Origin of the sequence: Brevibacillus choshinensis (genome assembly GCF_016811915.1) — a bacterium.
GTDB classification, from domain to species: Bacteria; Bacillota; Bacilli; order Brevibacillales; family Brevibacillaceae; genus Brevibacillus; species Brevibacillus choshinensis_A.
The window spans coordinates 5,228,478-5,241,371 of the sequence record NZ_CP069127.1 but is presented as its reverse complement, the minus strand read 5'-3'; the positions used below and the strand labels follow the sequence as shown (position 1 = coordinate 5,241,371).

Below are 12,894 nucleotides of genomic sequence, written 5' to 3'. Positions count from 1 at the left end.
AAGGGTGAACCTCCAATGCACGACATCGAACTTGATATCTCATTCGGCAAGCATCGTGCGGACACGAACTGGAAGCCGGAGTTCTTAACTTGGATAGAGTTCGTTGACCGTCTGCGGAAGGTGCGCCGAACGTCTGAAACAATGGCTCAGTACGACAAGATGGACGTGAACGGGAAAGGAAAGGCGAAGGATGGCCCGGCGTTCGTCGGCGGGCTCATCCGTGGCGGTCGGCGGAAGAAGGAGAACGTCGACACGCGCAGCCTGATTACATTGGATGCTGACTTTGCCGATGACGGTTTTCTCTTCACGGTGGAACTGGTGTTGGGTGGACGAGCCTACGCTGTCTACTCAACCCACAGCCACCGGCTACGCAAACCGAAGTACCGCCTGATCGCGCCGGTCGATCGCACCATGAGCCCAGACGAATATGCCGCAATCAGCCGAAAGATTGCCGAGCAGATCGGCATGCACTACTTTGACAAAACGACCTTTCAGGCACATCGCTTGATGTACTTCCCCAGCTGCTCTTCGGACGCGGAGCCGGTGTTCGAAGAATTCGAAGGAAGCCCAATTTGTGCAGACGATATTCTGGCCGAATATGAGGACTGGCAAGATGTCATGGCCTGGCCACGGCATCCAGAAGAGAAGAAAGCGATCCGGGTATCTGCTTCGAAGGCACAGGACCCTCGCGAGAAGCGCGGAGTCATCGGCCTGTTCTGTAGAGCTTTTACGATCGAAGAGGGTATTGAGACATTCCTGTCAGACGTATATAGCCCCGGGTCTATGCCAAATCGGTACACTTTCGTCAATGGTTCCTCTGCCAATGGTCTGGAGGTCTATCCGGATCAAGAGCTGGTGTTCTCTCATCAGGATAGCGATCCGGTTGCAGATGGTCGAACGTACAACCTCTTTGACTTGGTACGCATACATAAGTTCGGCCATTTGGATGACAAGGTGAAAGAGCACACACCTGACGCCAAGAAGCCAAGCCACCTCGCTATGGAACGTTGGGCAGCTGATCGGCCAGAGGTGAAAAAGTTGAGCTTCGAGGAACGACAGGCGGACTTCGCCGAGATGGCAGACGAGTTTGACAACGATGAAGAGGAAGAGCCAGAGGACACGGACTGGGAGACAAAACTGGAGCTCCACCACAAGAGCGGATTGCCTCTACCAACTGCCGGCAATATAGAGCTGATTCTGACGCACGGGGTATGGCGAAAGGTACTGGCTTATGACGCTTTTGGAAACTCAGAAGTAATCCGTAAGGCGCTGCCGTGGCGCGGTCTTGAACGGCCAGGGAGGCTGTATGAGCCATGGCTTGGTGCGGACGACAAACGGCTGCAGCACTGGTTCGCTAAAGTGCATGAAATTGGTTCAGCAAAGCTAATACAAAATGCGTTCACAGAGGTAGTCCATAAGAATACGTTTCACCCAATCAAGGCGTATCTGGAAAGCCGTGTGTGGGACGGAGTAGAGCGAGCAGAACGGCTATTCACAGTCTATCTGGGGGCACCAGACACGCATTATGTCCGACAGGTTACGAGGAAGATGCTGCTGGCAGCTGTTACCCGGTTGTATCGGCCTGGCTGCAAGTTCGACCAGATGCTGGTACTGGTGGGTCCACAAGGTGCCGGTAAGAGTAGCCTGCTGGCGAAGCTTGGCCGTGAATGGTTCTCTGACAGCTTGCGGACATTCGAGAATAAAGAGGCAGGGGAGCACCTGCAGTCTGGCTGGATTTTCGAGATCGGGGAGCTTTCTGCTATGAAGAAGACCGAAGTCGAGGAGGTCAAAGCGTTCTTATCCAAGACGGAAGACCGCTATCGGGTGGCATATGACCGGCAGGTGTCGGAATTCCCGCGTAAGTGCGTATTTTTCGGAACGACGAACACGCGTGACTTCTTGAGGGATGCTACGGGGAACCGCCGTTTTTGGCCGATCGAGGTTGAGCCGGATAAGGCGGAGCTGAGCCACTGGACGCATTTAACCGAGGAAGTAGTGAGCCAAATCTGGGCGGAGGTATTGTGCTGGTTCAAGGCGGGGGAAACCCTAGAGCTGGATCAGGAAGCTAGGGAGGCGGCAGAACAGCAGCAAGCAGCCCATATGGAAAGCGATTCAAGAGAAGGGCTTATTCAGGAATGGCTTGATACACCGATCGAGGACGAGTGGGCGGACGAGCCATCAGACCTGTTGCGGCAGCGCGTTTGTGCGGCCCAAATCTGGACGGAATGCTTTGGTAAGAAGAGAGGCGACATGCGGACATGGGAAGGGAAAGAGATCATGGATATCATGAGGCGCATACCGGGTTGGGCTGAACGAAACGGGAAAGCGAAGATACCCGGATATGGTGTCCAAAGGGTGTTTGAGCGGTTGCCGTGACTGGTTGCCGAGAGGTTGCCAAGGTTGCCGTGATTGGTTGCCAAGGTTGCCGTGAGGTTGCCGAGACAGTCCGGTTACGGAAACCGCCTAGGGCTTACAGTATCAAGGCATTAGGCGATTGGTTGCCAAGGTTGCCGTAAAATCCTTAAAAGTAATAAATATATTAATTAACCTATATAGCGACTACGGGTATATAGGGTTAAACGCCCATATATACAGTACGTGCGCGAGAAGGGCAAAACGGCAACCGGATATGAGGAGGACAAGATGAGAGAATCAAACCTGGAACGACGACTGGTCCGGGAAGTGGAACGGATAGGTGGGAAAGCGCCGAAATGGACAAGCCCCGGCAATCGCGGAGTACCGGATAGGCTGGTCATCCTACCAGGAGGCAGAACGGTCTACGTGGAGATGAAAGCGCCGGGGAAACAGCTGGAGCCCTTACAGGAAAAATGGGCAAAAACACTACGCAGCCTCGGGCACGAGGTTTACAAAATAGATTCGGTTGAAGGAATTGAGGAATTCATACAAGAGGTGACACTGAAATGAAATTCAGACCTCACCAATACCAAGAATACGCTACGCAGCGAATACTGGACACGCCGTATATCGCGTTGTTGTTGGAGATGGGCCTCGGTAAGACGGTCTCCACGCTGACAGCCCTTGACCTACTGCTGAATGACTACTTTGATGCCAATCGCGTGCTGGTCATAGCACCGTTACGAGTCGCAGACGACACTTGGGCGCGTGAAGTCGAAAAGTGGGATCACCTGCAGCATTTAAGGATCTCAAAGGTTCTAGGCAGCGCAGATGAGAGAAGGCGAGCACTGAAAGCAGTTGCTGATATATACGTCATCAATCGCGAAAACGTAGAGTGGCTGGTAAGTGAGCTTGGCACGAAGTGGAATTTCGATACTGTTGTGATCGATGAGTTGTCGAGCTTCAAAAATCACCAATCAAAACGATTCAGGGCGCTTCGTCGGGTTCGACCGATGATCAAACGCGTGGTAGGGCTAACAGGCACGCCAGCACCGAACAGCCTACTAGACTTGTGGGCACCGATCTATCTGCTAGATCAAGGCGAAAGGCTAGGTAAGACGATAACTGGCTACCGCGATCGATATTTTGTCCCTGCAGAGCGAGACGGTCATATCGTCCACAAGTGGAGGCAGAAGAAAGAGGCCGAACAGCGAATCTATGAAGCCATATCCGATATCGCGGTAAGCATGAAAGCCGAGGATTGGCTGGAGCTGCCGGAACGGATTGATTTGGCGGTACCGGTTAAGTTATCTAACCGGGCAAGGGAACTGTACGAAAAACTGGAAGAGGAGCTTCTGCTTCCCTTTGCAGACGCCGATGTCGTGGCAAATACAGCGGCTGTCCTGAGTAACAAGCTACTGCAAATGGCATCCGGGGCCGTGTATGACGAGGAACGCGGAGTGAAGGAGATCCACGAGGCAAAACTGGATGCCTTGGAAGATATTATCGAGGCGGCAAACGGGAAACCTGTCATGGTGTTTTACAACTTCAAGCACAGCCTTGATCGGATCCAGAGGCGATTCCCAAAAGCCCGGATCTTGCGGAAAGGCAAGGACGGAAACGAGGATATTCGGGCGTGGAACAACGATGAGATTCCGCTGTTGCTTCTACATCCGAAAAGCGCAGGGCACGGCTTGAACCTACAGGAGTCGAGCTGCCAAACCGTTGTCTGGTATGACCAGATTTGGAGCCTGGAAGAAGATCAGCAGGCGAACGCCCGTGTTCACCGGCAAGGGCAGACCAGACGGATCGTCATCATGCGGCTGGTTGCAGAGGGCACGATGGACGAGGAGGCAGTGATGGCATTGGAGAGAAAAGCGTCGGGCCAAGAGTCGTTGATGCAGGCTGTAAAGGCACGAATTGAGAAAGTAAAAAGGGAGTGAGCCGATGGGACAACAGCAAGCATTGAGCCCTGAAATGATCAAAGAGATTTCGCGTGCAGCTGTGCAAGCAGCTATGGAATTTCAAGAGAAAGAGAAGCAAAAGCAACAAACGAATCGGGATCGCAGATTACGAAACATCAAGCTGCTTTTGAAAAACTACCGAAATTTTAAGAAACATTGTGATACACGAGGTATTGAGCTGGATAACATGGATGATACGTGGATGCTGAAAGAATTGGGGGCGGAAGAGTTAGCCCTTGATTCCATCAAACGGAGTAAGGTAAGGACTAAGCTAATGGTAAAGTTTATCGACAGAATGATTGCCGTTTATCGGATCATGTGCGAGCAATCAGGAAGAGAAGAGGATAAGCGAATCTATCAATCTATCAAACTCTTGTATCTGGACGAGGAAAGAAGCACAGCAAAAGAAATTGCGATATGTCACAAAACAGATACTCGGACGGTCTATCGGGACGTGGACAAAGCCTGCGAAGCCTTGGCATCATTGATTTTTGGAGTTGATAGCATTCGATTCGTAGAGTAGAGGCCATGTCAAAAAGAGTTCGTTTACTGTGTCACTTTGTCCAGTGTAAACTGATAGTGTGGAAAAATATACAAAGCACCGTAAGCAAGCCATCCGGAATCCGGGTGGCTTTTGTTATTCCGTATAGAAGGGAGGTACAGCCATGACTCAATCATTCTACAAGTCAAGGAAGTGGAAACGAAAGCGATCAGCGATCTTGCGACGTGACGAGTACATGTGCCAAGAGAGTAAGCGGTACGGTAAGACTGAACCAGCTACAACGGTGCACCACATATTTCCTCTTGAAGGTTACCCAGAGTTGGCTTTGGTGGATGAGAACCTGGTGGCGTTGAGTGACAAGCGGCATAATACGATGCATGACAGGATAACCCGAGAAGTGACGGATTTCGGCAAGTATTGGCAGGATAAGGTATCCCCCCTCCTTAGAGCAAAAGGATTTCAAGTATAAGGGACCGGGCGGGGAGCTTTTTCCAATAGTGCGATTCTCCAAAATATTTTTTTTGAGGGAGGTGAGTGCATGGCGGACGTACCGACAAAGGAAACAATTAAGCGCAGGACAATAGCGGATATGAAGGAACTGGGAGTACATAAACCCCAGTACAATCGCGTGGTTGACTTGTATGCGGAGCTGGTTTTTCAGTTCCTGACATTGAACAAACAGTTTGAAGAAGAAGGATATCAGTACGAAAGTTATACCGCTGCTGGCGGGGCAAAAAAGTCACCAATTGTTGCAACCCTGGAGTCGTTACGGAAGGACATCCTGGCATACTCCGACCGCTTGTGCCTCAATCCTCAGGCAATGAAAACAGCAAAGCCGGACAAGGGCAAAAAACAGTCAGCTTTAGAGGCTGCCATGAGCAGTCTAAATGGGTAAATTCAAGAATTACGACATTGTACTAGAGTATGCCACTAGCATTGTCGAGGGCAGGAAAGTAGCGAATAAAGAGGTCATTCAAGCATGCCAGCGGTTCTTGGACGACTTAGGAAACCCGGCATATGACTTCAACCCGAAAGACGCAGAGTTTGTTATCGGGATAATCGAAAAGACGTTCGTCCACCAAAAGGGCGAAGATATGGAGGGTTACCCATTACGAGGTAAGCCTTTTTTGTTGCAGCCATGGCAAAAATTTGTCGTCTACAACCTTTTAGGGTTCTTCCATAAGGGAACGAAGCTGCGGCGGTTCAAAGAGGCGTTTAACATGCTCCCTCGTAAACAGGGAAAAACGCCATTCATGAGCGCGTTAGCCTGGGGCCTTGGATTGCTAGAGCGACGATCTGGAGCTGAAATTGTAATCGTTGGAGCGCAGCTGAAACAAGCGTTGCAGAGCTTCAATTTTTTAAATTACAACTTGAAGCAAATGGGAGAGGAAGAAAACTTCCGTATCCTCGACAATAACCAAGAGCACAGCATCAGTGGCGATCTGGGAGACGGATATTTACGGATTGAGACGGTGGCGGGAAATAGCGACCGCATGGACTCACTGAACACGCTGATCCAGATTCTTGATGAGCTGCATCTTTACCGGAATGCGAGCCAATACAACACGATTAAAGAATCAGGTAAAGCCTACCGAAATAGTTTGTGCATCGGCATTACGACGGCTGGCGATAACATGAACAGTTTTTGCTATAACCGGATGGTTTACTGTCAAAAGGTCTTGGATGGCACCGTCAAAGATGAACAGCTGTTTATATTCATTGCTAAAGCCGACGCAGATCCCGAAACCGGAGAGGTTGACTACACCAATCCAATAGAGCACGAGAAGGCAAACCCGAATTACAACGTGTCGGTATCCGGGCAAGAGCTTATGAACGACGCGATGCAAGCACAAAACGACCCACAGCAAAGAAAATCATTCCTTGCGAAGTCGTTAAATGTCTACACTTCGGCTATGAAGTCGTATTTCAACCTGGACGAGTTTCGGGCGAGTGATCGGAAATACAAATGGACCATTGCGGAGCTTGCCAAACTGCCTATTGATTGGTTTGGGGGCGGCGACTTATCCAAACTGCATGACTTGACGGCAGCAGCTATATATGGGACCTACAAGGGCGTGGATATTATCATTTCGCATGCCTTTTTCCCGATTGTTGCGGCGACAAGGAAGGCAGAAGAGGATAACATTCCGCTGTTTGGCTGGAAAGATGACGGATGGCTGACGATGAGCAACACGCCAACGGTTAATTATGACGACGTCATTAAGTGGTTCGTCGATATGAAGGCGATGGGCTTCAAAATCAAACAAGTGGGATTCGACCGGAAGTTTGGCCGGGAGTTTTTCTTAGGCATGAAAAAGAAAGGCTTCAAAATAGTCGATCAGCCGCAATACTTTTACAAGAAGTCAGAGGGATTCCGCAGGATCGAGAAGCACGCCAAAGACGGCAAGCTTTATTACTTGCATTCCCAGGCGTTCGAATACTGCGTGCAGAATGTCCATGCTGTCGAGAAGACGGACGACATGATCCAATACGAAAAGATAATGCCTGAGCAGCGTATCGATATATTCGACGCTTCTGTCTTCGCAGCGGTGCAAATGCTCGAAAATATGACGAAAGCGTCAGAGGCCAACGACTGGCTAAACAATTAGAGAAGGAGGTGCGAAATGCCATTCTGGAATCGTAAGCCAAAGACAAGATCTACGGATGACGCTGCCCCTGCCCCTGTCGCTATTCAGATTGCCTTGGGCGACACTGGTACGGTCGGCTATACCCGGTTGTCCGATCATCCTGACGTGCTCATTGCCGTGGATAAAATTGCAGACCTGGTGTCGAGTATGACAATCCACCTGGTTCAGAATAGCGATACAGGCGACAAAAGAGTACGCAATGCTTTGTCACGTAAGATTGACATCGAGCCTTGCAAAAATATGACGCGAAAAACTTGGCTCTATAAGATCGTTAGGGATCTTCTGCTGGATGGCGACGGGAATTCCCTCCTGCATATAGAGGTTGATCCTGAGACAGGGCTTATCGACAGCCTGACGCCGTTTCAGATGCCAGCAGTCATTTACAACGACGGCAAAAAAATGATGGATTATAGCATTGATTACAACGGGGTTACCTATCAGCCGGACGAAGTCGTGCATTTTGTTCTTAACCCACATCCCTATTACCCATATCGCGGCACGGGCTACAGAGTGGCCCTACGGGATATCGTAAAAGGGTTGTCCCAGGCGCAGAAAACGAAGCAGAATTTTATGTCAGGCAAATACATGCCGACATTGATTTTGGCAGTCGATGCACTGACCGAGGAAATGGGAACAAAAGAAGGTCGGGACAAGATTCTCCAGAAGTACGTCGACGACACAGAGGGAGGAAAGCCCTGGGTTATTCCTGCCGATCTTCTGAATGTCCACCAGGTAACACCCTTATCCCTGAAAGATATCGCTATTATCGAGGGCATGGAAATTGATAAAAAGACGATTGCTGGGCTCATTGGAGTGCCAGCCTTTTTCTTGGGCGTGGGTGAGTTTAAAAAAGAGGAATACAACCACTTTGTTAATTCTCGCATTCTGTCCATCGGCCAGAGAATAGCTCAGACGCTTACACGCGATCTATTGTTCAGCCCAGACTTATACATTCGGCTGAATCCACGCAGCCTGTATGCTTACGACCTAAGCGAGATGGTAGAAGCCGGAACGCAAATGATTGACCGTAATACGATGAGGCGGAACGAGTTGCGCGACTGGATCGGGATGGACCCGGATGCAGAAATGGAAGAGCTGATCATCCTGGAGAATTACATCCCGTCTACCATGCTTGGTAAGCAGTCTAAATTGAAAGGCGGTGATACGAGTGAATAAACGGATTATGCCATTTACCTCTGAATTGCAGGTCAGGGCTGCTGAGAATGAAAACGAGGCGATTCTCGAAGGCTATTTTGTTGTTTACGACTCTGAGACTGAACTTTGGCGAGGGGCTTTTGAAGAGGTAGCACCTGGAGCTTTTGAGGAGAGCCTGCGAACAAAGAACATTCTCTGCCTGGACAACCACGACAGCCGGATTGTTCTTGGTTCCACAGATAGCGGGACTTTGGAATTGAGATCCGATTCAAAAGGACTTTGGGGCAGAGTGACGATCGACCTAGAGGATCCAAACGCTAAATCAGCCTATCGCAAGGTGCAAACCGGGAAAGTGAAAGGCTGCTCTTTTGGCTTCTACCCAACACGGGAGGAAGTCATCGAGAAACAAGACGGCAGCGTGAAATGGCGCGTTTTAGAGGCCGAGCTATTAGAAGTATCAACTACCGCTTTCCCGGCATATCCACAAACGGACGTTAGCGCCCGTCAGCGAGATGCCGAATCCATAAAAAAAGAAAAGGTTGCTAAGACGAAGCAACGACTGAGGGAGATGTTGAAGAATGATAATTAACCCGGTTTTGATTGGAGCAAAACTGAATCTGAAGCGCTCGGCCTTGAAAACAACGGGCGACAAGCTGATAGAATTGCTTGCGAAACGGAACGATCTCGAAGCATCTATTGAGGCCGCAGAAACTGAAGAGGACCTGGCAGCCCTGGAGCAAAGCATCCAGGATAATCAATCTCAAATCAGTGAAGTCGAGAACGATAAAGCAACACTTGAACAGGAAATCAAGGATTTGGAAACAGAGCTCGAACGCTCAAATAATAAAAAGCCTGCTAACCGCAGCCAAACGGAGGGTAAAGGGAAGATGGATAAAGAACAAGTCAAAGAATTGCGCTCGGCAGTAAATGCTTATATTCGTTCCAAAGGCGCGGAAGTTCGAGCTATTGAGGGATTCAAACTCGTTGATGGCGGGGCCCTTATACCAGAAGAACTGCTGGCTCCTGAAAAGGCGGTTGAAGATACTGTCGACCTGCTGCAATATGTCAAGAACGTGCCAGCTACTCGCTCGACCGGTAAGTACCCGGTTATCAAGAAATCAGGAACGAAAATGAGCACTGTCGCTGAATTGGAAGCTAACCCAGAGCTGGCTAAGCCAACGATTTCTGATGTTTCTTACAGCATTGAAACCTACCGTGGATACATCCCGATTTCACAGGAAGCTATCGACGATGCTGATTATGACATTGTTGGATTAATCGACGAAGAGATTCAAGATCAAGAAGTAAATACTCGTAATTTCGCCATCGCAACCGTGCTGAAATCCGCACCGGCTAAAACAGCAGACTCGTTAGATGACATTATTACGCTGCTTAACACCGGCTTCAAAACGGCGTATCAAGTCAAACTCTACGTCTCCCAGTCGCTGTTTAATGAGCTGGATTTGATGAAAGACGGCAATGGACGATACATGCTCCAGGACGACGTAACAGTTGCATCCGGTAAACGTCTGAAAGGTAAAGAGATTGTCGTACTGGATGATGACATGATCGGTACGGCGGCTGGGCAACTCGTAGGATTTATCGGAGATGCCAAGGCGTTCTGCAAATTCTTTAACCGTAAGCAAGTGTCCGTTAAATGGGTAGATCACAACGTATACGGCCAGATGCTTGCAGCCTTTGTCCGTTTTGATGTAAAAGCAGGAGATACGCAGGCCGGGTATTACCTGACATACACAAGACCGACGGGGGAATAATGGCTTTCAGCAGCCCCGAGCCGCAGCCTGACCTTGACGCCATGACTAAAGCGGAGCTTTTGCAGTTCGCTTTAGATCATGGCATAGAGGGGCTGTCGTCTACGATGCTGAAAGCGGAAATCATTACGGCCATCAAGGGGGCAATGGGATGGACGTAACAGCCGTTTTATCACTTACCAAAGCACGTCTTGGAATCAGTACAGCAGTAAGGGATACGTACCTCACGGCCATTATCGAAGGCGTGATTGAGGAGCTGGCAGACGAGAAGGGTATCGCTCTACGGGAGGACAGTGCAAGCCATCTTATGTTTTGCGTTGACCTATCCGTTTGGCGGTACCAGTCCCGTGACAGCTCCGAGGCAATGCCCAGGCACATGCAGTATCGCCTCCATAACCTGATTATCCATTCGGGCGGTGCGATGGCATGACCTACGATCATGAATTGAAGCTGATTTCACCTGGCAGGGTAGAAAAGGACGAGATTGGCAACCAAATTCCTATAGATCCTATCGAAACACCAATTCTATGCGGCTTGAAGTCAGTCGGACGCTCCGAGTTTTATAACGCGGCTACCGCAGGACTTCGCCCGGAATTGGTTTTTGTTATTCATGCTTATGAATACAACGGCGAGCGCCTTCTGGAGTTCGAGGGCAAGCGCTACAACGTAATTCGGACATACGAGACCAACTTTGAAGAGCTGGAATTGACTTGTGAGAGGGTGGCCTCCAATGGCTGATATTTCGCTTGACCAGCTGGCTGCAGAAATCACAAGAGTCGTTCGCGAATATACCGAGGATGTTTCCGAAGCTGTTGAGAAAAAAGTGGGTGAGGTAGCAGACAAGGTTTTGGCAGAAGTAGCAGTTAGCGCTCCCAAGCGAACCGGAGGATATGCCCAAGGCTTCAAAGTAACCAAGCAAGACAGCGGAGGAAAAGCTCGGCGCGTGATCTGGAACAAGAAGGACTACCGCCGGGTTCATTTGCTTGAGTTTGGACATGCAAAGCGGAACGGCGGTCGAGTACAAGCCATCCCCCATTTACGTCCAGCCTATGATAAGCACGCTGACGGATTGACTGATGATATCAAGCGGATCATTCAGAATGGTGGTGGAACATGACCCAAGCCGATCTTTACCTGGTTCTCGAGTCTCTGGGCCTTCCAGTCGCATATGGCCAGTTTGAGAGTACCGAGAACGAACCAGCGCCGCCTCCGCCCTTTATAACCTACCAGTTTTCATACTCAAGTGACTTGATCGCCGACAATCACAATTATGTGAGTATCGAAAACTTTCAAATAGAGCTGTACACAGCGAAAAAGGATCTAGCTGCCGAGAAATTAGTCCAGGACAAGCTAAAAGAATTGCAGCTGCCGTACAGAAAGACAGAAGCCTGGCTGGATGGCGAGAAGCTATGGCAGATCATTTATGAAATTCAACTCTTAGGAGGGTAAATATGCCTGACAACAAAGTTACCTTTGGACTTGAAAAAGTGCACATTGCATTCGCTGACTTAACAGCGCAGGGACAGCCAGCTTGGAAACCGCCAATCCCAATTCCAGGAGCCGTGCGCTGGACGCCAGAGGCGCAGGGTGAGACATCAACATTCTACGCAGATAATACAGCCTATTTCGTTGTTTCGAGCAACAACGGCTATACTGGCGAATTGGAAATGACGCTTGTGCCGGATGCGGTGCTGGCAGAAATGTTGGGCTGGGAAATTGACGACAACGGAGCGCTCATTGAAATTTCGGATGCGATTCCAAAGAAATTCGCTTTGCTTGGCCAGATCCAAGGGGATCAGAAAAACCGACGGTTTGTCTACTACGACTGCCAGGCAAACCGACCTGCAAAAGAACGTAAGACAAAGGGCGAATCGATTGAAGTGGCCACTGACGTAATGAACCTCGTCGTTTCTCCGATTGAGATCGATGGGAAAAAGATCGTGAAGGGCGATCTTGAGCTGAGTGATACAAATGCTACTGCTTATAACTCATTCTTCACAACCATTTACAAGCCTGTGTTCGGCGGGGGTGGCGCATAATGCGTGAGATCAGGATTGGATCAAGAGAAGTGAGAGTCAGGGCTACGCCCCTGGCTCTTCTGTTTTATAAGCAGGAATTCAAAGCCGACCTGCTTGGAGACCTGATGAAGATGTTACAGGGCATGGTCGGGGCACAGTCACTTTTTGGAAAAGGGAACGGCACACCGAATCTTGACGTGCAAAATATAGACCTTGGGCAGCTCGATACTGTTATGCTTATCCAATTGATCTGGGCTATGGCAAAAGCAGATTCTTACGGAAAGCAATTCCCGTCATTTGTAGAATGGGTCGCTTCTTTTGAGACATTTGATCTTTTCGATAGTGGCATACTCTCCGCAGTAATGGAGGAAGCCGCTGAGGGCTTTTTTCGTTCCGGAGCGAAAATCAGCGCGCAAATCGCAAGATAACGATCAAACCGAACGACTTGAAATTGCCTTGCTCGTAGGGGCAAAGAAGGCC

Annotated in this window: 16 protein-coding genes; all 16 read left to right on the top strand. The window is 49.6% G+C overall.

Annotated elements, in window-relative coordinates; all coding sequences use genetic code 11:
• Nucleotides 1–15 precede the first annotated feature (15 nt).
• The 16 genes from JNE38_RS26280 to JNE38_RS26210 all read left to right on the top strand — a co-directional run bounded on the left by JNE38_RS26280 (nucleotide 16) and on the right by JNE38_RS26210 (nucleotide 12,842).
• A complete protein-coding gene (locus JNE38_RS26280) occupies nucleotides 16–2,376 on the top strand; it encodes a virulence-associated E family protein (protein ID WP_203354008.1) in 2,361 nt (786 codons plus the stop codon).
• Nucleotides 2,377–2,643: 267 nt separating this feature from the next.
• Complete coding sequence (locus tag JNE38_RS26275; protein WP_203354007.1) at nucleotides 2,644–2,925, top strand: VRR-NUC domain-containing protein; 282 nt, start codon at nucleotides 2,644–2,646, stop codon at nucleotides 2,923–2,925.
• Nucleotides 2,922–4,298 (top strand): DEAD/DEAH box helicase, encoded by a 1,377-nt coding sequence (locus JNE38_RS26270; protein WP_203354006.1) that lies wholly within the window; start codon nucleotides 2,922–2,924, stop codon nucleotides 4,296–4,298. The genes JNE38_RS26275 and JNE38_RS26270 overlap by 4 nt, the downstream gene beginning before the upstream one ends.
• Before the next feature lie 4 nt (nucleotides 4,299–4,302).
• Nucleotides 4,303–4,842, top strand: a complete 540-nt coding sequence (locus JNE38_RS26265) for a hypothetical protein (protein WP_203354005.1) — start codon at nucleotides 4,303–4,305, stop codon at nucleotides 4,840–4,842.
• Between the two features lie 517 nt (nucleotides 4,843–5,359).
• Nucleotides 5,360–5,716 carry a P27 family phage terminase small subunit gene (locus JNE38_RS26260; protein WP_203354004.1) on the top strand — a complete coding sequence of 119 codons (357 nt, stop codon included), beginning with the start codon at nucleotides 5,360–5,362 and terminating at the stop codon, nucleotides 5,714–5,716.
• Nucleotides 5,709–7,430 (top strand): terminase large subunit, encoded by a 1,722-nt coding sequence (locus tag JNE38_RS26255; protein ID WP_203354003.1) that lies wholly within the window; start codon nucleotides 5,709–5,711, stop codon nucleotides 7,428–7,430. The genes JNE38_RS26260 and JNE38_RS26255 overlap by 8 nt, the downstream gene beginning before the upstream one ends.
• 15 nt (nucleotides 7,431–7,445) lie before the next feature.
• Entirely contained in the window at nucleotides 7,446–8,645 is a 1,200-nt protein-coding gene (locus tag JNE38_RS26250; protein ID WP_203354002.1) for a phage portal protein, read from the top strand.
• Complete coding sequence (locus tag JNE38_RS26245) at nucleotides 8,638–9,213, top strand: HK97 family phage prohead protease (RefSeq protein WP_203354001.1); 576 nt, start codon at nucleotides 8,638–8,640, stop codon at nucleotides 9,211–9,213. Before JNE38_RS26250 ends, JNE38_RS26245 begins: the two co-directional genes overlap by 8 nt.
• Nucleotides 9,203–10,399: a phage major capsid protein gene (locus JNE38_RS26240; RefSeq protein WP_238933472.1), complete on the top strand. Its 1,197-nt coding sequence runs from the start codon at nucleotides 9,203–9,205 to the stop codon at nucleotides 10,397–10,399. Before JNE38_RS26245 ends, JNE38_RS26240 begins: the two co-directional genes overlap by 11 nt.
• Nucleotides 10,399–10,557, top strand: coding sequence for a Rho termination factor N-terminal domain-containing protein (locus JNE38_RS30845; protein ID WP_238933471.1), 159 nt, complete (start codon nucleotides 10,399–10,401; stop codon nucleotides 10,555–10,557). The genes JNE38_RS26240 and JNE38_RS30845 overlap by 1 nt, the downstream gene beginning before the upstream one ends.
• Nucleotides 10,548–10,826, top strand: coding sequence for a hypothetical protein (locus tag JNE38_RS26235; RefSeq protein ID WP_203354000.1), 279 nt, complete (start codon nucleotides 10,548–10,550; stop codon nucleotides 10,824–10,826). The genes JNE38_RS30845 and JNE38_RS26235 overlap by 10 nt, the downstream gene beginning before the upstream one ends.
• A complete protein-coding gene (locus JNE38_RS26230; RefSeq protein ID WP_203353999.1) occupies nucleotides 10,823–11,134 on the top strand; it encodes a phage head closure protein in 312 nt (103 codons plus the stop codon). Before JNE38_RS26235 ends, JNE38_RS26230 begins: the two co-directional genes overlap by 4 nt.
• Entirely contained in the window at nucleotides 11,127–11,513 is a 387-nt protein-coding gene (locus JNE38_RS26225; protein WP_203353998.1) for an HK97 gp10 family phage protein, read from the top strand. Before JNE38_RS26230 ends, JNE38_RS26225 begins: the two co-directional genes overlap by 8 nt.
• On the top strand, nucleotides 11,510–11,845 hold the full coding sequence (locus JNE38_RS26220) for a hypothetical protein (RefSeq protein WP_203353997.1): 336 nt from the start codon (nucleotides 11,510–11,512) through the stop codon (nucleotides 11,843–11,845). The genes JNE38_RS26225 and JNE38_RS26220 overlap by 4 nt, the downstream gene beginning before the upstream one ends.
• Before the next feature lie 2 nt (nucleotides 11,846–11,847).
• Entirely contained in the window at nucleotides 11,848–12,435 is a 588-nt protein-coding gene (locus JNE38_RS26215; RefSeq protein ID WP_203353996.1) for a major tail protein, read from the top strand.
• Nucleotides 12,435–12,842, top strand: coding sequence for a hypothetical protein (locus JNE38_RS26210; RefSeq protein WP_203353995.1), 408 nt, complete (start codon nucleotides 12,435–12,437; stop codon nucleotides 12,840–12,842). Before JNE38_RS26215 ends, JNE38_RS26210 begins: the two co-directional genes overlap by 1 nt.
• Nucleotides 12,843–12,894 lie beyond the last annotated feature (52 nt).

Excerpts from the sequence above, each read along its gene's own strand:
- JNE38_RS26230 (WP_203353999.1), top strand. The coding sequence starts at position 10,823 with ATGACCTACGATCATGAATTGAAGCTGATTTCACCTGGCAGGGTAGAA.
- JNE38_RS26265 (WP_203354005.1), top strand. The coding sequence starts at position 4,303 with ATGGGACAACAGCAAGCATTGAGCCCTGAAATGATCAAAGAGATTTCG.
- JNE38_RS26250 (WP_203354002.1), top strand. The coding sequence starts at position 7,446 with ATGCCATTCTGGAATCGTAAGCCAAAGACAAGATCTACGGATGACGCT.
- JNE38_RS26280 (WP_203354008.1), top strand. The coding sequence starts at position 16 with ATGCACGACATCGAACTTGATATCTCATTCGGCAAGCATCGTGCGGAC.
- JNE38_RS26255 (WP_203354003.1), top strand. The coding sequence starts at position 5,709 with ATGGGTAAATTCAAGAATTACGACATTGTACTAGAGTATGCCACTAGC.
- JNE38_RS26270 (WP_203354006.1), top strand. The coding sequence starts at position 2,922 with ATGAAATTCAGACCTCACCAATACCAAGAATACGCTACGCAGCGAATA.
- JNE38_RS26215 (WP_203353996.1), top strand. The coding sequence starts at position 11,848 with ATGCCTGACAACAAAGTTACCTTTGGACTTGAAAAAGTGCACATTGCA.
- JNE38_RS26210 (WP_203353995.1), top strand. The coding sequence starts at position 12,435 with ATGCGTGAGATCAGGATTGGATCAAGAGAAGTGAGAGTCAGGGCTACG.
- JNE38_RS26275 (WP_203354007.1), top strand. The coding sequence starts at position 2,644 with ATGAGAGAATCAAACCTGGAACGACGACTGGTCCGGGAAGTGGAACGG.
- JNE38_RS26225 (WP_203353998.1), top strand. The coding sequence starts at position 11,127 with ATGGCTGATATTTCGCTTGACCAGCTGGCTGCAGAAATCACAAGAGTC.
- JNE38_RS30845 (WP_238933471.1), top strand. The coding sequence starts at position 10,399 with ATGGCTTTCAGCAGCCCCGAGCCGCAGCCTGACCTTGACGCCATGACT.
- JNE38_RS26235 (WP_203354000.1), top strand. The coding sequence starts at position 10,548 with ATGGACGTAACAGCCGTTTTATCACTTACCAAAGCACGTCTTGGAATC.
- JNE38_RS26240 (WP_238933472.1), top strand. The coding sequence starts at position 9,203 with ATGATAATTAACCCGGTTTTGATTGGAGCAAAACTGAATCTGAAGCGC.
- JNE38_RS26260 (WP_203354004.1), top strand. The coding sequence starts at position 5,360 with ATGGCGGACGTACCGACAAAGGAAACAATTAAGCGCAGGACAATAGCG.
- JNE38_RS26220 (WP_203353997.1), top strand. The coding sequence starts at position 11,510 with ATGACCCAAGCCGATCTTTACCTGGTTCTCGAGTCTCTGGGCCTTCCA.